Here is a 21324-nt window from a genome sequence, read left to right as displayed (position 1 = left end):
CAGGATGTGAGCATGACACCAGCGCTGGAAATTCGCGGCCTGCGCAAGACCTACAAGAACGGATTCGAGGCCCTCAAGGGCATCGACCTGGAGGTGGCGCCCGGGAGTTTCTTCGCCCTGCTCGGGCCCAATGGGGCGGGCAAGTCGACCACCATCGGCATCATCACCTCGCTGATCAACAAGACGGCCGGTGAGGTGCGCGTGTTCGGACACGACCTCGACCGCGATCAACAGTCCGTGAAGCGCTCGATCGGCCTGGTCCCGCAGGAGTTCAACTTCAACAACTTCGAGCCGATCGGCGAGATCGTGGTGAACCAGGCGGGCTACTACGGCATCCCGCGCCACGAGGCCTGGCGCCGCACCGAGCACTACCTGCGCGAGCTGGGGCTGTGGGAGAAGCGCAAGGACATGGCACGCACCCTGTCCGGCGGGATGAAACGGCGCCTGATGATCGCCCGCGCCCTGGTGCACGAACCGAAACTGCTGATCCTGGACGAACCCACGGCCGGAGTGGACATCGAGCTGCGTCGCTCGATGTGGGATTTTCTCCGTCGCATCAATACCGATGGCCGCAGCATCATCCTGACCACGCACTATCTGGAAGAGGCGGAGTCCCTCTGCCGCAACATCGCGATCATCGATGACGGCCAGATCGTCGAAAACACCACGATGAAGCAGCTCCTCGCGAAGCTCGAGACCGAGACCATGGTTCTGGACCTGAGCGAGCCGGTCCGGCAGCTGCCCCACGACTCCGAGATCCCGTTGCGGCAAATCGACGAACTGACCCTGGAGGCCGACATCAAGCGCGGGCAGCACCTGAACGACCTCTTCCGTGTCCTGGACCATGCCGGGCTGCGGGTTCAGAGCATGCGCAACAAGTCGAACCGGCTGGAAGAGCTGTTTCTGCGCATGACCCGCAGCGACGCCGCCCCCAGCCACCTGACGCAGGGGGCCACGGGCGCCGCCGAACAGCCGGAGAACCCGCAATGAGCGAGCGCCACCTGCATGACTACTGGGTCGCCTTTCGCACCATTGTGACCAAGGAGGTGCTGCGCTTCGCGCGTATCTGGGTGCAGACCATCCTGCCGCCGGTGATTACCACCGCCCTGTACTTCATCATCTTCGGGGGGCTGATCGGCGAACGCATCGGAGACATGGACGGCTTTCGCTACATGGACTTCATCGTCCCCGGGCTGATCATGCTCGCGGTAATCACCAACAGCTACTCGAACGTCGTCTCGTCCTTTTTTGGCTCCAAGTTCCAGCGCCACATCGAGGAGATGCTGGTCTCGCCGATCCCCAACAGCGTGATCATCCTGGGCTTTGTATTCGGGGGTGTCGCCCGCGGGCTCAGCGTCGGCGTGGCAGTGCTGCTGGTCTCGTTGTTCTTCAGCCCTCTGAGTATCCACAACGCAGGCGTGATGCTGATCGTGGTCCTGCTCACCTCGATCCTGTTCGCACTGGCCGGGCTGATCAACGGCGTGTTCGCGCGTACCTTTGACGACATCGCGATCGTGCCCACCTTCGTGCTCACGCCCCTGACCTATCTCGGCGGGGTGTTCTATTCCGTCAGCCTGCTCCCGGAGTTCTGGCAGGGCGTATCGATGCTCAACCCGATCCTCTACATGGTGGACGGCTTCCGCTACGGCAGCCTCGGGTCCAGCGACTTCCCGATCATGGTCTCGTTTGCCGTAATTGTGGCCTTCATCGCGGCCCTGTACACGGCGGCCCTGATACTGTTGAACAAGGGCATCGGGATCCGGTCCTGATGCATCACGAGAACGCCACCCTGCCTGCGACACCGCGCAACGTGGGCAAGAGGGGGTTTATTACCGGAAAAAACGTGGTATAAAGCGGAAACTTTTCCGGGCAGAGGCCATATGGGCGTCAAACGAAAGATCCCACCCGTCTTTCTTCTCGGCGCAGCCGGGGTCGCTGTTGCAATCAGCGCCAGTCTTCTTCTCGCTTCTCAGCCCGCAGAAACCTCGCAACCGCTCGATATCGCGGCGTTGCAAGCCGGGGCCAACGGCAAGATGTCGCCGATGGTCCCCACCGTTTCCCCCGATAGCCAGAACGGCCAGGCCGAGCAACTCTCCCAGCCGCATGGACCGGGAGCGGCCGGATCTGCCGGTTCGCACTTCGACGCCGAAGCCACCAAGGTCGCCTACGCAACCGACCTGATTAATGATTCCGGGTTCGACGACGAGACCGACTACCCCACTTCATACGAAACCTTCGACCTCGACGAAGGCGAAGACCGCGTGGCCGAAGAGGACCGCTCGGACTGGAACAACCACAAACTCGAGAGCGGCGAGCGCCTGACCAGCCTGTGGCAACGCGACTGGGACCTGCCGCTGGCAACCCTCTACCGACTCCTGGACGATGACGAGAACGCATCGATCCTCAACCGCATACGGCCGGGGCAGGAGATCGAGTGGCAGGTGGACGAAGACGGCTACCTGACCCACCTGCGTCTCTGGACCGACCGCGCAAGCGGCTACGAATGGGTCCGCGAGGAAGATGGCTGGGATTTCCAGCGCGGTGAGGTCGAGAACGGGCGCGAAGTCAGCCACATGGTGATCAGTGCCGAGATTGAGGGCAATGTGTCCGCCGCGCTAGCACAACGCACCGACCTCTCGCCCCGCGCGGCCGGCGCCATCGCCGTGCTGCTGGACCGCTACCTCCCGGTCCGCACACACGCCCGTACCGGCGACGAGTTCACTCTGCTGCTGGAGATGGAAACCCTGGTCGGTGACGACACCCCGCACAATCTCCGCCTGCTTGCCTTCGACTACGAGGGACAGCGCATCACGGTACGCGCGGCCCGCAACTCCAATGGCCGCTTCTACACGCCGGACGGCGAAAGCCTTTTGCCACCATTTGATCGTCGTCCGTTCTCGGGCAATTACCGCATCAGTTCCGGTTTTGATCCGCGTCGGCGGCATCCGGTCACGGGCCGTGTGGCACCGCATTCCGGGACGGATTTCGCCATGCCGATCGGCACCCCGGTGAACGCGCCAGCTGACGGCCGCGTCACCCGTGTGGAGAACCATCCCTACGCAGGCCGCTTTATCGTGATCGAGCACGGGCAGGGCTACTCTACCCGGTACCTCCACCTGCACCGGCAACTGGTCAGCGTCGGAGACACCGTGGAACGCGGGGACCGTATCGCGCTGTCCGGCAACACCGGCCGCTCGACCGGGCCACACCTGCACTACGAGGTCCACGTGAACAACCAGCCGCGCGACCCGATGCGTGTGGAGCTCCCCGAAAGCGAGTCGCTCGCGGGCGAGGAACTGGAGAAGTTCAAGAGTTTGAGCCAGACCCTCCTGGCGCAACTCGACAACGGCGTGCGCAACACGCAGGTCGCGTTCACACCCTACGACGAGTTGCTGAGCCAGTAACGCATTGCTTTTGCCAAAGGTCGGCGCCCCACCCCTTTACAGGTGGGGCGCGCTTCGATTGTGACCCCCGCACATTCTCCCGCTATTCCATGTGAACCACTGGCGCAGGCGCGCCTCGTCTGGCGCGACGGGCGGCCGTACGCACCCGAATACCAGGACGCCTATTTCGGCTCGGACGACCCCGGGGCCGAGGCCTTCGAGGTCTTCATCGAGGCCAACGACCTCCCGCGTCGATTTGCCGCCGGCGGAACGGTCGCCATCGGGGAAACTGGTTTTGGTACAGGCCTCAACGTCCTGCTGACGCTGCAACAGTGGCGGCAACACGCGCCGCCCGGGGCCTTCCTGTCGATACTGAGTCTGGAAGCCCATCCATTGTCACTCGACGATCTGCGGGAGGTCCATCGGCACCTGGACCTGGACGACGCCGATAGCCGGGCCCTCCGTGCGCAGTACCCCCCACCGATCAGTGGCCTGCACCGGATTGTGTTTCCCGGAGCCCGCGCAATCCTGACGCTCGGCCTGGGCGATGCCGCTCCCCTGCTGGCGCAGATCCGCGGCGGTATCGATGCCTGGTTCCTGGACGGTTTCGCGCCACGCTCGAACCCGGGCCTGTGGAACACGGCGGTCTTTCGCCAGATCGCGCGCCTTTCGCGCCCCGGTGCCACCTTTGGCACCTATACCGCCGCCGGACAGGTACGCCGGGATCTGGAGGCAGTGGGTTTTGAAGTCCAACGTGCCCCGGGACATGGCCAGAAGCGTGAACGCCTGGAAGGCAGCTATCGCGGACCTGTACCCGACGCGCTCAAGCGGCCCCGGGTTGCGATCATCGGTGCCGGCGTTGCCGGGCTGGCCTCTGCATTCGCATTGCATAACAGAGGCTGCGAGGTTCGACTGTTCGACCCTGCCGGCGCCGGGGGCGGCGCATCCGGAAACCCGGCCGCGGTCCTGTTGCCGAACCCCCACCCCAGGGACACGGAGTTGAATCATCTGGCCCTGGCCGGCATGCGCTCGACCCGGGGCCTGCTCGGCGAGATTACTGCGCAAACCGGCATTGACCCCGTGCTGGCGGAAGGGGTCTCCTTTCATGGTGTCAGCGCCCACGGCCGGAAACGGGTGCAGCGCCTGCTGCGCGCTGGGCGGGAGCACACCGGGGCTTTGTTCGACCTCGAGGGCGGACCGGATTCGGGTCCGGAGCCACGTCTGTACTATCCCGGGGGCTGCGGCCTCAATCTCGCCCGGCTTTGTACGGCCCTCGCGCAGTCGCTCCCGCCTGTGGAGACCCGCCGGATCGCCGGCCTGCGCCTCACCGAAGAGGGCCTGATACTGGAAGGCCAACCGGCCGGGTCCAGCGCCGATTCTCTCCCATGGGATCACGTAGTGGTCGCGACAGCGGCTCCCGGATTACACGCCCTGTGCCCCGAACTGGAACAGGTATCGACCGTGTCGGGGCAAATGACCCGGATCCGTGCCCCGCTCCCGGACTGGGGTGGACAGGTCACGACGGGCCAGGGGTACTGCATCCCGCTAGGCCCGGGCGAGGCCTGGATTGGCGCTACGTATCGGCGGACACAGATGCCGGATACAGTGGAAGCCGCACCCGACACCACGCCTCGCCGCGAGGACGACCAGCTCAACCTCGAGCACCTGAGCTGGGTTCCCGGTCTGGGTGACCCCGCCCAGGTCGAGACGCTGGAACGCTGGGCGGGTAACCGTGCTGTGGTACGTGATCGCTTGCCTCTGGCCGGTGCGAGTCTTCGCGACCCCGGCCGCCGCGTCTGGCTCAATGTGGCCCACGGCTCGCGCGGGCTGTTGTACGCGCCCCTGGCCGCGGAATTGGTGGCCGACCGCCTGTTGGGTCTGCCAGAGCCCTTGCTGGACAGCACCGCTGGCCGCCTCGACCCGCAACGCCCGCTCGCCTAGTCGTCCCATTCGCCGGTTGTTGTGGACTACACCCTCGGCGTGGGGCGCCCATGGTTAGGGGGTGCATCACCGGCCAGGCCGACATCATTGCGCCCCTGCGCCTTCACCTGATACATGGCCCGGTCGGCTGCGACCATCAGGTCCGACAGATGCCGGCCCACATCCGGATAGAAGGCCACACCAATACTGGATGTGACCTTTAGCTCCACGAATTCGCCAGGACCGGTGTGGACCTCGAACGCGTTATCGAGATCCTGCTGCACCCGCTGGGCCAGATGAAGGCCCTCTTCACGCTCCTCCAGCGGCGCGGTCAGGACGATGAACTCGTCCCCGCCCAGACGGACGAGGACGTCGTCCGGGCGCAGATGCGATTTCAGCCTTTCCGCGACCCGGCGCAAGAGCTGATCGCCCACGACATGGCCATAGCGATCATTCACCGGCTTGAAGTGGTCCAGATCGATGAACAGCAGCGCGAGGCGTCCCCCCTGACGCTCGGCACGCGCCACCAGCCGCGGGAACGCACGATCCAGTGCCGCCCGATTGGCCATCCCGGTCAGGGGGTCTTCCCAGGCCATGGTCTTCAGCTTGACCTCCAGCTCCCGCCGATCCGTGACATCAAGCGCGTGCCAGACGACTGCGGGGAGGCCGTTGATTGCGCGCGCCAGAGGCCGGATCCGTGCCTCGAACCAGCGCGCGCCGGTTTCATGCTCGGGAATCCCCAGGCGCTTCAACAGATCCACATCCAGGCGGTATTCGTGCATCTGCAGCGTCCCCTCATCGATCGCCCGGTTCACCATCTCAAGGAAGTTCGCCGCCACGTCCGAGGGAAACAACTGATCCAGGGTGTCGCCAAGGAGGGCCGGGGCCATCTCCTGTCGATGGCAAGCCTCCCCGAACACGTGTCGAACCGTGCCCTCCGAATCGACCACAAAGGCATACCCCGGAATGGCCTCGAACATCGCATCCTGCAGATCCCGCGCGGCGGTCAGGGCATCGAACAGCAATCGGTTTTCGTTGACGTCGACGAAGGTCAGCAGCCACGCACGGCCTCGCTCCCAGTCCACAGGCACCCAGCGCAACAGGAAAAAGCGGCATCCCCCGTGAAACACGCATATCCGTACCTCGCGTCCATGCGTCTCGGGAGGTGAACCGGTGAAATCGAGGTTGGGTGGAAGCCGGTCGAGATCATCCGGGTGCACAAGGTCCAACTGTGCCAGCTCCGTATTCACAGGCGGTTGTTGTCCCAGCATTCGAACAAACGCCGGGTTTGCCCAGAGGATACGTCGCCCGGACACCACGAGCGTCGGGTCTTCCAAGCGATTCACCAGGCCCCGGTAGCGATCAAGGTCACGTCGACGTGCCTGCATGCCCGTCCCGACACGATAGGTGTAGCCGCCCACTGCCAGTGCGCCCACGAACCCCAATGCCCACCAGGCCATGGGACGATCCGTATCCCTGTGCGCCGGATCTACATCGGCCAGGAGTTGCCATTCGCCCCCCGGGAAACGAATCCGATGCCGGTGTGGCGCCTCCTCGGCGAGGTCATGAGGATTGTAGAAAAACGGGCCAGCGTCACCCACACCATCCCGGCCGCGCAGGGCAAGCAACAGCGTACCCAGTTGTTCGCCGATGCCCGCACGCTCGAGCAAGGCCTCAAAATCCAGCGCTATGCTGCTGATACTCAGCTGGTCCATAGGCTCGTCAGCGGCACGGTGAGCAGGACTGTCTGGAACGGGCTCCGTGTCGACCGGGGCGCGCACCAGGAGCCCATAACCGCCCTGAACCAGCGGCCAGGGGCCCGCTACGACCACCTCTCGTTCGTTCAGGACTCGGCGAAAGGAATCCGCCTGTTCCGGGTGAGTGGCGAGGTTGAGCCCGACCACGCCTTCGTTCCCCTCAAGGGGATAGACAAATTCGACGATCGGCCCCCGTGCCAGCGTCAGGGAAATCACGAGGTCTTCATGCCCGCGGTAAATGCGCTCGGCTACGCGCTCGAACTCGTCGGTCCCCAGGTCCGGATGAACATAGGCGTAGGCCGCCAGCCCGATGGTCGAATGCACCAGCCCATTGATCACGCTTTCCACCTGCGTGCGCAGACTGGCGAGCTCGCTCGCCACCGCGGCACTCTGGCGATCTTCCAGCTCGATCTTCCAGGCGCGATCAATCAGCAGAAACAGCCCAAGGAATATCAGGGCGGCCACCAGGCCCAGGGCAAAGGGGCCCGCCGTGGACCCCGAATCCCGGCCCCTGTGCCGAGGCGCGTCGTGCGGGGCTTCCGTGCGCGTGTGGGTGCTGTCATCCATGCCCAGACCTGTCACTACCAGCGGTAGTACCCACTATGCGCCTAAAACACCCCCCTGTGAACGGTGAGATCGCTGCTCACCCGAGGCGCAGAAATATGCTTTTGGAAGTGACGATTAGCCGTGGCACTTCAAGTGCAAGGAAAGATAATGGTGGGGGCGGCCGGACTCGAACCGGCACAGCCTTGCGGCCGAGGCATTTTAAGTGCCTTGCGTCTACCCGTTCCGCCACGCCCCCGGGGACTCGCATCATACCGGCTACACCAGCCGGGTGTGGAGCCTTATCCCGCTGACCCGCTCCCCTGCGAGCCATCCGCCATCTCGGCGATGGGCAACGGGATGTGCAGCGCAGCGGCCATCGCGCGCAGCAACTCGATCTCGGCTACCTGGACGCCACCGCCGCGCTGAACCGTCGCCAGCATCGCCTCTACCAGCGTCCGCTTGTCCTTGACCCGCAGGTCGTCGAGCCGCTCCAGGGCCTTGTCCAGCACGGCTGCCCAGGCATTGCCGGTGGTGGCCTGCTCGAGTTCGGGCGGGGCCTCCGACTCCAGCGGCATGATGCCGGTCAGCGCCGCCACGCCGACATTGAACGCCGTGATGGCCGCATCGGGATCGTCGGGGTGCCCGTGGTGGGCCAGGACCGCCAGCACGTAGCGTGCCTGTCCACTGTTGTCGGCCAGCCGGCGGCGGCCACCTGAACGGGCCTGCGACGGCCGTTCGATATCCTGCAGCTGACGCCGTACAAGGCGCCCGAGCGCGTACTCGAAGGCCGACACCCGTCCATCGGCCTGAATCAGCTCATCTACAAGCCCTGACAAGACCTCGCGTTCCTGTGGGGGGTGACGGCGGAGCACGGGGAAGGCCATCTCCAGCACCGGGATGCGCAGATCGGGACTGAGCTCCGGTACTGCCTGCAGCAGGTCGCGCACGCGCTTCTCGCTGTCCTCGCCGCGCGTCTCGAGGATGCGCATCAGCTGGGCATCTCGCACCTCCGCGTCATTGGAGATCAACAGATACAGCACGGCCTCGGCGGCCCAGCGATCGGAATGCACCGAGCGTTCCAGGGCGCTGGGCACTGCGGCGACCAGGAAGCCGGCGCCGAGGATATGCGCAAGGCCGGGGTCGCCAATCGCTTCGAGCAGGGCCTCGGGGTGCAACGCCAGCCCACCCCCGGCCTTCGGCTCGGCCTGTTCGCGCGCGGCCTCGGCCTCCTGCTCCTCGCGCCGGCGCCGCGCATCGTCCTGCATGCGCTTTTGTACAGCCTCCAGCTCCGAGGGATCAAAACTCGGCTCGATCTTGCGGATACGATCTTCCAGCGGCGGATGGGTCGCAAACATCCGGCCCAGCCCCCCATTGACGAACAGCATGTGTCCGACCTCTTCGCTGTCCGCGTTGAGCCCGGAGTAGCTGGCCCCGATCTTCTTCAGCGCCCCCGCAATACCCTCCGGCTGGCGCGTGAACTGCACGGCTGAGGCATCCGCCAGGTATTCGCGCTGACGCGAAACCGATGCCCGGATCCAACGCCCGAAGAACAGACCGATGTAACCCACGATCATCAGCACCAGGCCCGCGACCACGATCCCACCGGCGTTCCGGTTGTTGCGGGAAAAGCGCATCGCCAACAGCACACGCTGCCCGATCAGTGCCATCACCAGAATCCCGAACAGCATCCCCACCAGGCGAATGTTCATGCGCATATCGCCATTGAGGATGTGCCCGAACTCGTGGGCGACCACGCCCTGCAGCTCGTCCCGGTTCAGGTGTTCCAGCGCGCCGCGCGTCACCGCGACCGCGGCATCGGACGGCGAATACCCGGCCGCGAAGGCATTGATGCCCGGCTCCTGCTCCAGCACGTAGACCTCGGGCACCGGAACCCCCGAGGCGATCGCGACCTCTTCCACCACGTTCATCAGGCGGCGGCGCAACGGATCACGGGTGTCCCCTTCAATCCGCGTGCCCCCAAGCTCGCGCGCAACCGCGCCACCGCCATCGCGCAGGCTCAGCATGCGATAGAGACTGCCCAGACCGATCAGCCCCACGGTGAACGCACTGGTCCAGCCAACCACGTCCAGGTTGTCGCGGAGAAACGCCCGGGTCAGCCAGGGTTCGCCCGGTGCGGTCGCCTGCGCCTGGCCGAACAGCACCAGCGCGATCAGGTTCATCACCACCACAATCGCCAGCACAGCCAGCATGAACAGGCCCAGCAGCACCCGCGTGCGCCGCTGGGCACGGTCCTGATGTTCAAAGAAATTCATGCCCTGTCCCTAGGAAAAGTTGACCTCGACCGGCTCGCGCTTCTGCGGGTCCTCGATCTCCAGCAATTGCGCCGGGCGGAAGGCGAAGTTGTTCGCGATCAGGGTGTTCGGGAACATCTCGCGCAGGATGTTGTACTGCATCACCGCATCGTTATAGCCCTGACGCGCGAAGGCCACCCGGTTCTCGGTGCTGGTCAGCTCTTCGGAGAGCTGCATCATGTTCTCGTTCGCCTTCAGGTCCGGATAGTTCTCGGACAGCGCGAACAAGCGTCCCAGGGCGCCGGACAGCCCCTGCTCGGCCCCGGACAGCTGGCGCACGGCCTCGGTGTTCGTGGGGTCCCCGCCCACCTGCTTCAGCCGGTCCATCGCCTGATTGCGCGCCTGGATCACTGCTTCCAGCGTGTCGCGCTCATGGCTCATGTAGCGTTCCGCGACCTTCACCAGGTTCGGGATCAGGTCGTAGCGGCGGGTCAGCTGGACGTCGATCTGGGCAAACGCGTTCTTGTAGCGGTTGCGCGCCGTCACCAGCCGGTTGTATGTCCAGACCGCCCAGACCACGAGCAGCACCACAATCGCGATCAGCACCCATTCCATGCCGGCCTCTCCCTCAGCAAACAAAGCCCCGAGTGTACGCAGGAACGACGCCGCCGGCGAACGCCCGGGACTGCGTGAACCCGGCGCGGCCGTGCTATACCCTGACCCCCATCAATCCCGGAGCCTTACGGATTCCTGAATGAATCTCTCGACCCTTCTCGGCATCATCGGCAGCCTGCTGGTTTTCGGCAGCGTGATCGCCTTTTCCTCGCAGGACCTGCATGCCTTCCTGAACCTGCCGGGGCTGGGTATCGTGCTCGGCGGCACGATCGCCGCGACCCTGATGAGCTATCCCTTTCACGAGGTGGTGCGAGTCTTCCGTGCGGGGGCGCATGCCATCCGCGAGGAGCGCTACGACATCGCCAGCGACCTGGAAGAGATCGTTCAGGTCTCGCGCTACTGGTACTCGCAGAACCTGCGCGGCGTCCAGCAGCGCCTGGAGCAGGTCCAGAATCCGTTCCTGCGCACCGGCATCCAGCTGGTGATCGATGACACCCCGATGGACGACATCCAGGACCTGCTCAACTGGCGCATGGCCCGCCTGCGCGCCCGCGAACAGGCCGATGCGCAGATGTTTCGCACCATGGCCACCTATGCCCCGGCCTTCGGCATGCTGGGGACGCTGATCGGACTGATTAACCTGTTGCTGACCACCGAGACCGATGACTTCACCATCATCGCGGTCAACCTCGGGATCGCCCTGATCACCACGTTCTACGGCATCCTGCTGGCAAACCTCGTGTTCCGCCCGATCGCGATCAAGCTGGAACGGCGCACCGAGGGCCGCGTGGTGCTGATGACCATGGTGCTCGAAGGCATCATGCTGATGCGCAAGGGCCGCACCCCGGGGTACATCCGCGAGACCCTGCGTTCGTTCATGGAGAACCACCGCGACGAGATCCGCCAGACCGAGCCCAACGGCGAACCCGATCCGGATGAAGCCGAACGCCAGGAACGCACCTGAGCATGCCCAGCCCCGGATACTCCACCTCCAACCGCGCGGCCATGCAGGCCGAGATGGATGCCCAGGCGGCCACGCGACCGGAACAGGCCTTTCTCGGCTCCTATCCGGGCGAGCGCCAGCGCGACGACGAGCACGCCTGGATCCTCACCTATCTCGACGTCCTCACCCTGGTCATCGTCATATTCGTGATCATGCTGACCTTCATGGACCCGCGCGACGACCGCCCACTGGCCAGCGCGGCCCAACCGATCCAGCTCGCCCACCCCGATCACCAGGCCCTCCTCGACCCGTTGGTCGCGCCGCTAACAGGAGACCTGGGCGATCTCGAAGGCCGGCTCCATGAACCGCTGCCGGAAGTGGACGACCCCGATCCCGAGGGCGCGGCCACGACCGCATCCAGGATGCGCGAGCAGGCACCTCAGGGCGTCGAGGTCGTCGAGCACCCCGGCCGCACCGAGCTGCGCATCCAGGACGAGATCCTGTTCGCCAGCGGACAGGCCGACCTGCAACCGGAAGGCCGGGCGCTACTGGCGCAGCTGGAGACCCTACTGGACGAGCACGACGGCCTGATTACCGTCGAGGGGCACACCGACAACATCCCGATTGGGACGGAGCGCTTTCCCTCCAACTGGGAGCTCTCCTCCGCCCGCGCCAGCGGCGTGGTCCGCTACCTGCTGGACCAGGGACTCGACGCCGAGCGACTGCGCGCCGTGGGCCGCGCCGACACCCAGCCTGTGGCCAGCAACGACACCGCACGCGGCCGTTCCGAGAATCGGCGCGTCGCGCTGATCCTCGAGTCTCCAACCGCCGCGGATCCATGACGCCCGAGGGATTCCCATACCTTCCCCGGGAATCCCGCAGCACGCAACCCACCACTTGACCACGGGCCCTGCGCCCCTAAAGCTGTGCACTTTATTCAACTTATGAGCAACGGGCAGACATGCGCACAGGACGCGGCCTCCTACTCGGCGACTTCCTCGACACCACCAATCACAAGGACAAGCTGATCGCGCTGATCGGGGCCGTGATCGGCCTGTATCTGTCACTGGAGGTCGCGGCCTCGGTCACCGAAAGCGGGATCAACGGGCTCATCCTCGCCTCCCTGGGCGCTACCGCCGTCCTGCTCTTCGCCGCACCCCGGGCCGCGCTGTCGCAGCCCTGGAATGTCCTCGGCGGGCATGCCATTGCGGCTATGGTCGGGGTCGCCGTCCGTCACCTGGTCGATCACCCGCTGGTCGCGGCCGCGCTCGCGGTCGGCCTCACCGTCTATGCGATGTACTACCTGCGCTGCCTGCACCCTCCCGGGGGCGCCACGGCGCTGTATGCCGTGCTGGGCGGCGCCTCGGTCGAGGAGCTGGGGTTGCTGTTCATCCTGCACCCCGTTCTCTCCAGCGTGGCCGTCATGTTGATGGTCGCCATCGTGATCAACTACCCGTTTCCATGGCGCCGCTACCCGGCCGCCCTGGCGCGCCTGGGCGAGCCCTCGCCCGCCGGCCCGTCCGGTGCATTGGAGCGTGCCGGCCTCAGCCAGGCCGACCTGGAGCACGCGATGCGCGATCTCAATCTGTATCTCGACATGACGGAGGACGACCTGGCCCGCCTGTACCTCCTGGCACGACGCCACCATGCGCACCCGGACGCGATCGATCCTGCGGATGTTCGTCCCGGACAGTGCTACAGCAACGGCGCCGCGGACCACGCCTGGAGCGTGCGCAAGGTCCTGGCGCGAGATGGCGACCTGATCACGTATCGCGTCATTAGCGGCGCAGGCGTCCCCGAGGAAGGTCGCTGCCCTGTGATGGACTTTGTCGCCTGGGCCCACCATCGCCTGGACGTTCAAGGGTGACCGTCGCCACAGCCTGGGAACCGCCACATCGCTTTGGCGCGAATCCCGACACATGCTTATACTCGCGGCGCGGCTGTCTCCGTAGCTCAGCTGGATAGAGCAGCCCCCTCCTAAGGGGCAGGTCGCAGGTTCGAATCCTGCCGGGGACACCACCTTCCATTAGTGTTTCCTTAACGAACTGGTGTCGGCGGAAAATCCACCGTAAGGTACCCCAATGGAGACGCTCACCACGGAACAGGCCGAACGACTGGTCGATCTCCTGGCACCGCTGATCGGGGTGCAGGGGGAAGTGGATGGCCGCATGGTGGAACTGGTCGAGGTCCTCGACGAGGGCCCCCGCGGCGAGCCGGGTATCGCGTTGATGGAGACCGGCCTGGACCGCCCGATTCAGACGAATCAGTACGGCGACCCACTTTCGCGGCACTCGCTGGTTCGCACCCTGCCGCTGCTATCCGAGGTCGAACGCGATATCCATCCAGTGCTGCGCCAGCTCCTCCCCGAGGACGTCCTGACCGATCTGCGCTGCGCGCTCGGAAACTGAAACCCCGTCGTCCAGACAAGCCTCTATCCCGTGCATCATGGGCTCCAAATGAGGCCACACGGCATCCAGCATGTAGGGCTGCGCCTCGGGCGTCGGGTGGATCCCGTCATCCATGATCATCCCGTCGCGAAGTGCAACCTCGTGCAGGAAGAAGGGCTCGAACACCAGCCCACGCTCCCGGGCCAGATCGGCGAAGACGGCCTCGAAGCGCTGACTGTACTGGGGGCCGTAGTTGGGCGGAATGCGAATCCCGAGCAACAGCGTCTGGGCGCCCGCCGAGTCGATCGCCTCCAGCATCGCCTCCAGGTTCTCGCGCATGGCCCGTGGCGAGAGCCCGCGCAGGCCGTCATTGCCTCCCAGGGCCAGGATCACGAGGTCGGGGTTCTCGCGTTCGAGGACCTCAGGCAGTCGTTCGCGCCCCCCGGCCGTCGTCTCGCCACTGATCGAGGCATTGGCCACACGCCAGGGATGATTGCGCTCGCTCAGACGCGCCTCCAGGAGCCCCACCCAGCTTTCGGAATCGTTCATCCCGAATGCCGCGCTCAGGGAATCACCGAACACCAGCACCTTCGCGGGTTCTTCCCCTGAATTTTCCGAGCTGATGGAATTCGCAAGGCCAAGCGGACTCCATAGCAACGCGAGCCACGCAAACATGACCAGGGAATAACGCCACATGGATGCATCCTCATCTTCGGTTCTGGAAGCCCGCGACCTGCAACAGCGGATCGCCGGCCCCAGCGGTGTACTGGATATTCTGCGCGGAGTCTCGCTCGCGGTGCACGCCGGCGAGACGGTCGCCATCCTCGGCGCCTCCGGCTCCGGCAAGTCCACATTGCTCGGACTTCTTGCAGGTCTGGACGCCCCAAGTGCCGGAGAAGTTCGCTTGCTCGGCCAAACGATCAGTGAGCTGGACGAAGATGGCCGGGCAGTCCTGCGCGCCGGGCGCGTCGGCTTCGTGTTCCAGTCTTTCCAACTCCTCCCGGCACTGACGGCCTTCGAAAACGTGCTCCTGCCGCTGGAGCTTAACCCCGAGCACGAGGCGCGCTCGCAAACCGAGATCTCCGCCTGGGCCCGCGACGCGCTGAAGCGCGTCGGGCTCAGCGAGCGCGAAGCCCACTACCCGCACCAGCTCTCGGGAGGCGAACAGCAGCGCGTCGCCATCGCCCGCGCGATTGTGGATCGCCCGGCCGTGTTGTTCGCGGACGAGCCCACCGGCAATCTCGACGGTCAGACCGGTAGCCGCATCATAGAACTGCTGTTCAGCCTGGCCCGAGAACCGGATGACCAGGGCCAGCGCACGGCGCTGATCCTGGTGACACACGACGCCGATCTCGCGCAGCAATGCGATCGCATCCTTCATATCGAGGACGGCGTGCTGGCATGACCTGGCTTTCTAGGCGCGGCGGTCCGCGCGAATGGATTCGTGGCACCTGGCGCGAATGGCGCGGTGCCGAACTGCGTGTGCTCGCCGCAGCCCTGGTCGTCGCGGTGGCGGCGGTCGCGGCGGTCGGGTTCTTCACTGATCGGGTGGATCGCGGCATGGCGCAGCAGGCGACCCTGCTGCTGGGCGGTGACATGGCCGTGGTCGGCGACCAGCCGATCCCGGAGGACTGGCTCGCGGAGGCCGAACGTCGAGGCCTGCAGACCGCCCGCACCGCGGCCCTGCCCAGCGTGCTGTTCACCCCCGAGGACGACTCCCGCCTGTCCGCGCTGCGCGCGGTGGATCGTGACTGGCCCCTGCTGGGCGAGGCCCTCGTACGAACCGACCCGGACGCGGACCCCGAGGTACGCACCCAGGGACCGGAACCCGGTACGGCCTGGCTGGAGGGCGCCCTGCTGCAGGCGCTGGAACGGGAGGTCGGCGATACCGTCGAGGTCGGCGAACTGGAACTGCAAGTGGCCGGCGAGATCACGCGGGAGCCGGACCGCGGCAGCGCCCTGCTGGATATCGCACCCCGGCTGATGCTCGCCTATGAGGATCTCGAGGTCAGCGGCCTGATCGGACCCGGCAGCCGCGTGCGCTACGAGCTCTTCGTGACCGGCCCGGCGGCCCCGATCGAAAGCTACCGCGACTGGATCGAGGAGCGCCTGGAGCCGGGCCAGCGACTGCGCGGGCTGGACGACGCCAATCCGCAGTTGCAGGTCGCGATCGAGCGAGCCGAGCGCTTCCTCGGGCTGGCCTCTCTGATGGCGGTCCTGCTGGCCGGCGCGGCGATCGCGGTGGCCGCCCATCATTTTGCCCAGCGCCGTGCGGACGCCGCCGCGGTCATGCGCGCGCTGGGGGCCAGCGGACGCCATGTACTCAGGCTTTATTTTGGCCACGTCCTGATCATTGCGCTGCTGGCCAGTGCACTGGGCCTGGCCATTGGGTTCGCGGCGCAGTTCGTGCTCTCCGCGCTGCTCGGTGAGTGGCTGGCGGGCGACCTGCCGCCCCCGGGGTTACGCCCAGTAGCGGCGGGCCTCGGTGTGGGCCTGATTACCGCGATCGGCTTCGCCCTGCCCGCGTTGCTGCGCATCGGCCAGGTGTCCCCCCTGCGCGTACTGCGCCGTGATCTGGGGCTCCCGCCCGCCTCCGTCTGGCTGTCGGGGCTGCTGGCCCTTCTGGCCTTCGGTGCGCTGTTGTACTGGCAGGCGGCCGACCCGCGCCTGGCCGCCTGGGTCCTGCTGGGGACCGCGGGCGCCCTGGTCGTACTCGGCGCACTGGGCCTGCTGCTGGTGCTGACCCTGCGCCCGCTGCGCAATCACGGGGGCATGGCCATGCGCTTTGGTCTGGCCAACCTCTCCCGCCGCGGCGGGCTGAGCGCCGTGCAACTGGTTGCCTTCAGCATCGGCATCCTTGCGCTATTGCTGCTGGCGATTGTGCGTGTGGACCTGCTCTCGGCCTGGGATGCCAGCATCCCCGCCGATGCACCAAACCAGTTCTTCGTCAATATCCAGCCCGGACAGGAAGAGGCGTTCGCCGACCGGATCGAGGCCTCCGGGCTCGAACGCCCGCAGATGGACCCGATGATTCGCGGACGCCTGATCGCGATCAACGACCAGCCGGTCCAGCCCGATGACTTTGACGACGACCAGACCCGGCGCCTGGTGGATCGCGAGTTCAACCTCTCCTACGCGGAGGAACCGCCGGAGCACAACCGCGTGACGGAGGGCCACTGGTTCCACCACGGGCCGACCGGCGAGGCGGCCGACGGTGCCTGGTCCGTCGAGGCCGGGCTGATGGAACGCTTTGGACTGGAGATCGGCGACAGCCTGACCTTCCGGGTGGGCGGGCAACCCGTGCGCGGGGTCATCGCCAACGTACGCGAGGTCGACTGGGACAGCTTCCGGGTCAATTTCTTTGTGATCGGCCCGCCCGCCCTGCTGGGCGAGCAGCCGCGCACCTATATCACCGCGCTGCATGTGCCGGAAGGTATGGGAGCGGAGCAGAACCGCTGGCTGCGCGAATTCCCGGCCGTCTCCGCGATCGACGTCGGCGCGATCATCGAGCAGGTCCGCGACGTGATGGACCAGGCCACCCGCGCGGTCGAGTACGTCTTTCTGTTTACCCTGGTCGCGGGCCTGACCGTGCTGTTTGCGGCGGTACAGGCCACGCGCGACGTCCGCCGCCGCGAGACCGCACTGCTGCGCACGCTGGGGGCGCGGCGGCACCACATCCGACGGGCACTGCTGGCCGAGTTCGGCAGCCTGGGTTTTCTGGCGGGTCTGCTGGCAGCCATCATCGCCACCGCGGTGGGGGCCCTGCTGGCCTGGCAGGTGTTCGAGTTCGACTACCGGATCAATCCGATGACCTTCGTCTTCGGGATCGTCGGCGGGACCCTGGGGATCGCGCTGGCCGGATGGCTGGGGACGCGCAGCGTACTGCGCCAGGCGCCACTCGGGGTCCTGCGCGGCCCCGAGTGATGCGCCCGACGACCATCAGTGGCCGTACATGATGTCCACGTCGAGGAAGCCGAACAGCACCAGGGCCGCCAGCGCCCAGACATAGAAGGAAAAGACCTTCAGGCGCGCGCGATAGAGGAAGAACAGCACCATCTTGAGGGAGACCACCCCGACCACCGCGGAGACCACGAACCCGACGATCAGCGGCGTCCAGGTCAGATCCCCCAGCCCATTGCCATTCGTCCAGACATCCAGCGACTGAACGGCGGTGGCCGCCAGGATCGTCGGGATTGCGAGGAAGAAGCTGTATTCGGCTGCCCAGCGCCGCTTGAGGCCCGAGAACAGCGCGAAGGTGATGGTCATCCCGCTGCGGCTCAGCCCGGGGACCAGCGCAAAGCCCTGGGCCACGCCAATCACCGTGGCGATCTTCGGCCCCAGCTTGCGCAGCCCCAGCGGACGTCGGCTCAGGCGATCCGTCCACCACAGCAGGATGCCCGTCAGCGTGAGGGTGCCGGCGATCAGCGTCGGATTGGCGAACACGTGCTCAAAGCTCGCCTTCAGCGTAAAGCCGATTGCGGCGGTGGCGAAAACCGACAAGCCGCAGAGCAGCGCGAGGCGCAGGAACAGCATCTCTCGGCCCGCGCTGCCACCGGCCGACGCCCATTGCCAGCTCTCGCGGGCGATCCCGCCGCTCAGGCGCCAAAGACTCTGGCGGAATACGTAGATAATCGATACCAGCGTGCCGACATGCACAACCAGATCGAACAGGATCATCTCCGGGCTTTCCGGCGGCGGCAGCGGCTCGCCACTGAGAATCAGCCAGTGCTGGGTGAGCACCAGGTGCGCGGTCGAACTGACCGGCAAGAACATGAAGATGCCCTGCACGACGCCGAGCAGGGTGGCAACCCAAACTGTCATTCCGATTCCGGTTTTGTCCCAAAGGCGGGCGCAGTATACGGAAACGGCCCGGGAAACGGTGTTACCGGGTTCGCGCCCCGGCACTCGCTTTCATATACCCAACGTACTTGTTTTTGCGCCAGTACACCCTTATCTTGCCGTTATACATTCACATAGCCGTATATTTGGCAGCCGACCAACCGAACCCGTGCGACCCGCGAGAACGTACGGGACCTGGCGAGCGCCGATCTGGCCTGCAAACCGCCAACGAGTCACCCCATGCAACTAACTCGCTTCACTGATTTCTCCCTGCGCGTCCTGATGTACCTCACGGTCCAGCCCGACGACCAGCGCGTCACCGTCACCGAGATCTCTGAACGCTTCGGCATTCCGCGCAACCACTTGGTCAAGATCGTTCACCAGCTGGGCCAGAAGGGGTATCTGATCACCCGCCGCGGCAAGGGCGGCGGCATCTCGCTCGCTCGCGCACCCGAGTCGATCAATATCGGGGCCGTCGTACGCGACATGGAGCCCAACCTCAAGGTCGTCGATTGCGAGAGCCCGATGTGCCCGATCCTGCCCGGCTGCCAGCTGCGCGGGGTACTGGACGACGCCCGCGATGCCTTCCTCGCGGTGCTCGATCAATACACGGTGCGCGATGTCACCCAGTCACCCGAACACCTGCGGTCCCTGCTACGCTATAGCGCCTGACCCCACTGCCCCGAGGACGCCGCCATGGATCGGCACGTGACCTCCCGCCGACCGCTATCGGCCGCAACCCCGCTGCTTGTGGCCCTTGCGCTTGCCGCACCGCCTGCGCTTGCGCTGGCACCCGCCTGCCCGTCCGACAGAGCCAGCCTCACGACCGACGAACTGCTGGCCGAACCTCCGGCGGACGACGCCTCCGTCGTTCTGGAGGGCATCGTGACCGGCGTCTTCATGGGTGACGATCAACTGGGCGGCTTCTACCTGCAGAACGACGAGTCCGACAGGCCAACCGGGCTGTTCGTCTATGCCCCGCGCCAAGAGCCGGTTACGCCGGGTGATCGGTTGCGCGTACAGGGCCGCTTTGGCCACCACCACGGCCGTCCCCAGCTCGCCCGCATCGACGGCATCGAGACCTGCGGAAGCGGTCGGCTGCCCGAGCCGGTGACACTCGAGCTCCCGCGCGACGCCGAACGACTGTCTGACTTCGAGGACGTGCGCGTGCGCTTTGATCAGACGCTGACCGTATCGGGCCACCATGAACTCGAGCGCTACGGCAACCTGAAACTCGCCGCCGGCGGACGCCTGTGGCACCCGGGGCAAACGGGCGCGTTCGACGACCACGACCATGCCGAACGCCGCATCGTGCTGGACGATGGCAGCTACCGCGCCCGCCCGGACCCCATCCCCTATCTCGACGACCAGGGGACGCGGCGCGTCGGCAGCCAGGTCACGGGCCTGACCGGCATCCTGACCCACGCCTTCGATGCCCACCGCCTGCATCCGACCGAAACGCCTGAGTGGGAGGGGGGCACCCGACCCGAGGCGCCGAACCCGGCGACAGGCGGTGCACTGCGCATCGTTACTGCCAACATGGAGAATGACTTTGTCACGCTGGGCGAGCGTGGCGCGGCCAATCGCGCCGAACGCCAGCGGCAGGAGGCCAAGCTGAATGCCGCCCTGCTCCCTCTGAACGCCGACCTGATTGCGGCCATCGAACTGGAAAACCGCCCCGTCGCCCGCGAACGCCTGATCGAGCGCCTGAATCAGCACGGCGACCTCGCCTACGAGGCGGTACGGCATCCCGCGCCGGGGACGGACGCGATCAAGGTGGGCATAACCTACCGCCCCGATCGGCTGAAATTACTGGAAGTCGTCGCCGACGAAGACCGTGTGCATCACCGTCCACCGCTGCTTACATGGTTCGGCACACCGGAAGGTGAACCCCTGTTCGGGGTCGTGGCGGTGCACTTCAAGGCCAAATCCGGATGTCCGTCCAGCGGCGATGTCGATCGCGGGCAGGGATGCTGGAACGAGCGGCGCACCGCCCAGGCCGAACGCCTGGCACAGTGGATCGAACAGGAGCGTCGCGACGGGCTGCCCGTGATCATTGCCGGCGACCTGAACGCCTACGCCGCGGAAGACCCGCTCCGTGTGCTACGCGAGGCGGGGAAACGGGACCTGGTCCATGCCGAACCTGATCGGGCCTACAGCTATGTCTTTCGCGGGCAGTCCGGGCAACTGGACTACTTGCTCGGCCCCGGGGGAATCGCTAAACACGTCGGGGACGCCGGCTCCTGGGCGATCAACGCCGATGAACCGGCCTTTCTGGGATTTGACGGGAGCCAGCCCGCCGACGGGCCATGGCGCGCCTCCGACCACGACCCCGTCTGGCTGGACCTGCGGGTCGACTAGTCACGGGTCGGGAGTTGTTCTGACGCTCCTGCGTCGGCCTCCTGTAGTGGTCAAGTGATTTCGGACACCTCGATCGGTGTTTCGGCTGTCCATTTTCGCTCGTAGGCGTTGGGCGACAGGTAGCCCAGGGTCGAGTGCCTTCGGCGCTCGTTGTAGAAGCCGACGATGTAGTCGGTGATGTCCCGGGTGGCCTCGCCGTGATTGGCATAGTCCCGTCGCCAGACGCGCTCCATCTTCAGGTTTAGGAAGAAGCGTTCGGCCACCGCATTGTCCCAGCAGTTACCCCGCCGGCTCATGCTGGCCCGGGCGCCGTGCTGCACC

General features: G+C 65.9%; 18 protein-coding genes and 2 tRNA genes. 13 read left to right on the top strand and 7 right to left on the bottom strand.

The features are described 5' to 3' along the window. Nucleotides 1–12 precede the first annotated feature (12 nt). The 4 genes from F466_RS0112930 (at nt 13) to mnmD (ending at nt 5324) form a co-directional block, all read left to right on the top strand. Nucleotides 13–990 (top strand): ABC transporter ATP-binding protein, encoded by a 978-nt coding sequence (locus F466_RS0112930; RefSeq protein ID WP_018994305.1) that lies wholly within the window; start codon nt 13–15, stop codon nt 988–990. Next, nucleotides 987–1769 (top strand): ABC transporter permease, encoded by a 783-nt coding sequence (locus F466_RS0112925; RefSeq protein WP_018139694.1) that lies wholly within the window; start codon nt 987–989, stop codon nt 1767–1769. Before F466_RS0112930 ends, F466_RS0112925 begins: the two co-directional genes overlap by 4 nt. A 264-nt stretch (nt 1770–2033) precedes the next feature. After that, nucleotides 2034–3404, top strand: coding sequence for a peptidoglycan DD-metalloendopeptidase family protein (locus F466_RS0112920; RefSeq protein ID WP_018993152.1), 1371 nt, complete (start codon nt 2034–2036; stop codon nt 3402–3404). A gap of 60 nt (nt 3405–3464) precedes the next feature. After that, nucleotides 3465–5324, top strand: a complete 1860-nt coding sequence (gene mnmD / locus F466_RS0112915) for a tRNA (5-methylaminomethyl-2-thiouridine)(34)-methyltransferase MnmD (RefSeq protein WP_018994304.1) — start codon at nt 3465–3467, stop codon at nt 5322–5324. 26 nt (nt 5325–5350) lie between these two features. Here the strand turns inward: mnmD and F466_RS0112910 are convergent, their stop codons facing one another. From F466_RS0112910 to F466_RS0112895, 4 genes are all read right to left on the bottom strand, one after another. Continuing rightward, nucleotides 5351–7627, bottom strand: coding sequence for a diguanylate cyclase (locus F466_RS0112910; protein ID WP_018994303.1), 2277 nt, complete (start codon nt 7625–7627; stop codon nt 5351–5353). A 148-nt stretch (nt 7628–7775) separates the two neighbouring features. Then, nucleotides 7776–7862, bottom strand: a tRNA-Leu gene (locus F466_RS0112905). Nucleotides 7863–7905: 43 nt separating this feature from the next. Beyond that, the gene (locus F466_RS0112900) at nt 7906–9879 is read right to left on the bottom strand and encodes a M48 family metallopeptidase (RefSeq protein WP_018994302.1); all 1974 of its coding nucleotides are present in this window, start codon (nt 9877–9879) and stop codon (nt 7906–7908) included. Nucleotides 9880–9888: 9 nt separating this feature from the next. Then, a complete protein-coding gene (locus tag F466_RS0112895; protein ID WP_018139689.1) occupies nt 9889–10473 on the bottom strand; it encodes a LemA family protein in 585 nt (194 codons plus the stop codon). Nucleotides 10474–10612: 139 nt separating this feature from the next. Between F466_RS0112895 and F466_RS0112890 the strand changes: the two genes are divergently transcribed. From F466_RS0112890 to F466_RS0112870, 5 genes are all read left to right on the top strand, one after another. Next, nucleotides 10613–11437 carry a motility protein A gene (locus F466_RS0112890; protein ID WP_018139688.1) on the top strand — a complete coding sequence of 275 codons (825 nt, stop codon included), beginning with the start codon at nt 10613–10615 and terminating at the stop codon, nt 11435–11437. A gap of 2 nt (nt 11438–11439) precedes the next feature. Further along, nucleotides 11440–12258, top strand: a complete 819-nt coding sequence (locus F466_RS0112885; RefSeq protein ID WP_018994301.1) for an OmpA family protein — start codon at nt 11440–11442, stop codon at nt 12256–12258. A 119-nt stretch (nt 12259–12377) separates the two neighbouring features. Beyond that, entirely contained in the window at nt 12378–13283 is a 906-nt protein-coding gene (locus tag F466_RS0112880; RefSeq protein ID WP_018994300.1) for an HPP family protein, read from the top strand. A 75-nt stretch (nt 13284–13358) separates the two neighbouring features. After that, nucleotides 13359–13435: transfer RNA gene (locus F466_RS0112875), tRNA-Arg, on the top strand. A 62-nt stretch (nt 13436–13497) separates the two neighbouring features. Beyond that, nucleotides 13498–13824, top strand: a complete 327-nt coding sequence (locus F466_RS0112870; protein WP_018994299.1) for a hypothetical protein — start codon at nt 13498–13500, stop codon at nt 13822–13824. Here the strand turns inward: F466_RS0112870 and F466_RS0112865 are convergent. Beyond that, nucleotides 13732–14499, bottom strand: coding sequence for an arylesterase (locus tag F466_RS0112865; protein WP_018994298.1), 768 nt, complete (start codon nt 14497–14499; stop codon nt 13732–13734). The genes F466_RS0112870 and F466_RS0112865 overlap by 93 nt on opposite strands. Here F466_RS0112865 and F466_RS0112860 point away from each other — a divergent pair. Together F466_RS0112860 and F466_RS0112855 are read left to right on the top strand one after the other, a co-directional pair. Continuing rightward, the gene (locus F466_RS0112860) at nt 14498–15208 is read left to right on the top strand and encodes an ABC transporter ATP-binding protein (protein ID WP_018994297.1); all 711 of its coding nucleotides are present in this window, start codon (nt 14498–14500) and stop codon (nt 15206–15208) included. The genes F466_RS0112865 and F466_RS0112860 overlap by 2 nt on opposite strands. Then, complete coding sequence (locus F466_RS0112855; RefSeq protein WP_018994296.1) at nt 15205–17727, top strand: ABC transporter permease; 2523 nt, start codon at nt 15205–15207, stop codon at nt 17725–17727. Before F466_RS0112860 ends, F466_RS0112855 begins: the two co-directional genes overlap by 4 nt. Before the next feature lie 15 nt (nt 17728–17742). On the opposite strand, the gene F466_RS0112850 is transcribed toward F466_RS0112855, so the two are convergent. Continuing rightward, nucleotides 17743–18624, bottom strand: coding sequence for an undecaprenyl-diphosphate phosphatase (locus tag F466_RS0112850; RefSeq protein ID WP_018139681.1), 882 nt, complete (start codon nt 18622–18624; stop codon nt 17743–17745). A 258-nt stretch (nt 18625–18882) separates the two neighbouring features. On the opposite strand from F466_RS0112850, the gene F466_RS0112845 reads away from it, so the two are divergent. Both F466_RS0112845 and F466_RS0112840 read left to right on the top strand, forming a co-directional pair. Continuing rightward, nucleotides 18883–19314 carry an Rrf2 family transcriptional regulator gene (locus tag F466_RS0112845; RefSeq protein WP_018139680.1) on the top strand — a complete coding sequence of 144 codons (432 nt, stop codon included), beginning with the start codon at nt 18883–18885 and terminating at the stop codon, nt 19312–19314. A gap of 24 nt (nt 19315–19338) precedes the next feature. Beyond that, nucleotides 19339–21003: an ExeM/NucH family extracellular endonuclease gene (locus F466_RS0112840; RefSeq protein ID WP_018994295.1), complete on the top strand. Its 1665-nt coding sequence runs from the start codon at nt 19339–19341 to the stop codon at nt 21001–21003. A gap of 50 nt (nt 21004–21053) precedes the next feature. Here the strand turns inward: F466_RS0112840 and F466_RS0112835 are convergent. After that, nucleotides 21054–21324: integrase core domain-containing protein (locus F466_RS0112835; RefSeq protein WP_018994294.1), on the bottom strand; the 271-nt coding region annotated here is incomplete at its 5' end.

It is taken from the genome of Thioalkalivibrio sp. ALgr1 (assembly GCF_000378285.1).
In the GTDB taxonomy this organism is placed as follows: Bacteria; Pseudomonadota; Gammaproteobacteria; order Ectothiorhodospirales; family Ectothiorhodospiraceae; genus Thioalkalivibrio.
This window is presented reverse-complemented; position numbering and strand designations above follow the sequence as displayed.

Excerpts from the sequence above, each read along its gene's own strand:
- F466_RS0112930 (WP_018994305.1), top strand. The coding sequence starts at position 13 with ATGACACCAGCGCTGGAAATTCGCGGCCTGCGCAAGACCTACAAGAAC.
- F466_RS0112925 (WP_018139694.1), top strand. The coding sequence starts at position 987 with ATGAGCGAGCGCCACCTGCATGACTACTGGGTCGCCTTTCGCACCATT.
- F466_RS0112920 (WP_018993152.1), top strand. The coding sequence starts at position 2,034 with ATGTCGCCGATGGTCCCCACCGTTTCCCCCGATAGCCAGAACGGCCAG.
- F466_RS0112910 (WP_018994303.1), bottom strand. The coding sequence starts at position 7,627 with ATGGATGACAGCACCCACACGCGCACGGAAGCCCCGCACGACGCGCCT.
- F466_RS0112900 (WP_018994302.1), bottom strand. The coding sequence starts at position 9,879 with ATGAATTTCTTTGAACATCAGGACCGTGCCCAGCGGCGCACGCGGGTG.
- F466_RS0112895 (WP_018139689.1), bottom strand. The coding sequence starts at position 10,473 with ATGGAATGGGTGCTGATCGCGATTGTGGTGCTGCTCGTGGTCTGGGCG.
- F466_RS0112890 (WP_018139688.1), top strand. The coding sequence starts at position 10,613 with ATGAATCTCTCGACCCTTCTCGGCATCATCGGCAGCCTGCTGGTTTTC.
- F466_RS0112885 (WP_018994301.1), top strand. The coding sequence starts at position 11,440 with ATGCCCAGCCCCGGATACTCCACCTCCAACCGCGCGGCCATGCAGGCC.
- F466_RS0112880 (WP_018994300.1), top strand. The coding sequence starts at position 12,378 with ATGCGCACAGGACGCGGCCTCCTACTCGGCGACTTCCTCGACACCACC.
- F466_RS0112870 (WP_018994299.1), top strand. The coding sequence starts at position 13,498 with ATGGAGACGCTCACCACGGAACAGGCCGAACGACTGGTCGATCTCCTG.
- F466_RS0112860 (WP_018994297.1), top strand. The coding sequence starts at position 14,498 with ATGGATGCATCCTCATCTTCGGTTCTGGAAGCCCGCGACCTGCAACAG.
- F466_RS0112865 (WP_018994298.1), bottom strand. The coding sequence starts at position 14,499 with ATGTGGCGTTATTCCCTGGTCATGTTTGCGTGGCTCGCGTTGCTATGG.
- F466_RS0112855 (WP_018994296.1), top strand. The coding sequence starts at position 15,205 with ATGACCTGGCTTTCTAGGCGCGGCGGTCCGCGCGAATGGATTCGTGGC.
- F466_RS0112850 (WP_018139681.1), bottom strand. The coding sequence starts at position 18,624 with ATGACAGTTTGGGTTGCCACCCTGCTCGGCGTCGTGCAGGGCATCTTC.
- F466_RS0112845 (WP_018139680.1), top strand. The coding sequence starts at position 18,883 with ATGCAACTAACTCGCTTCACTGATTTCTCCCTGCGCGTCCTGATGTAC.
- F466_RS0112840 (WP_018994295.1), top strand. The coding sequence starts at position 19,339 with ATGGATCGGCACGTGACCTCCCGCCGACCGCTATCGGCCGCAACCCCG.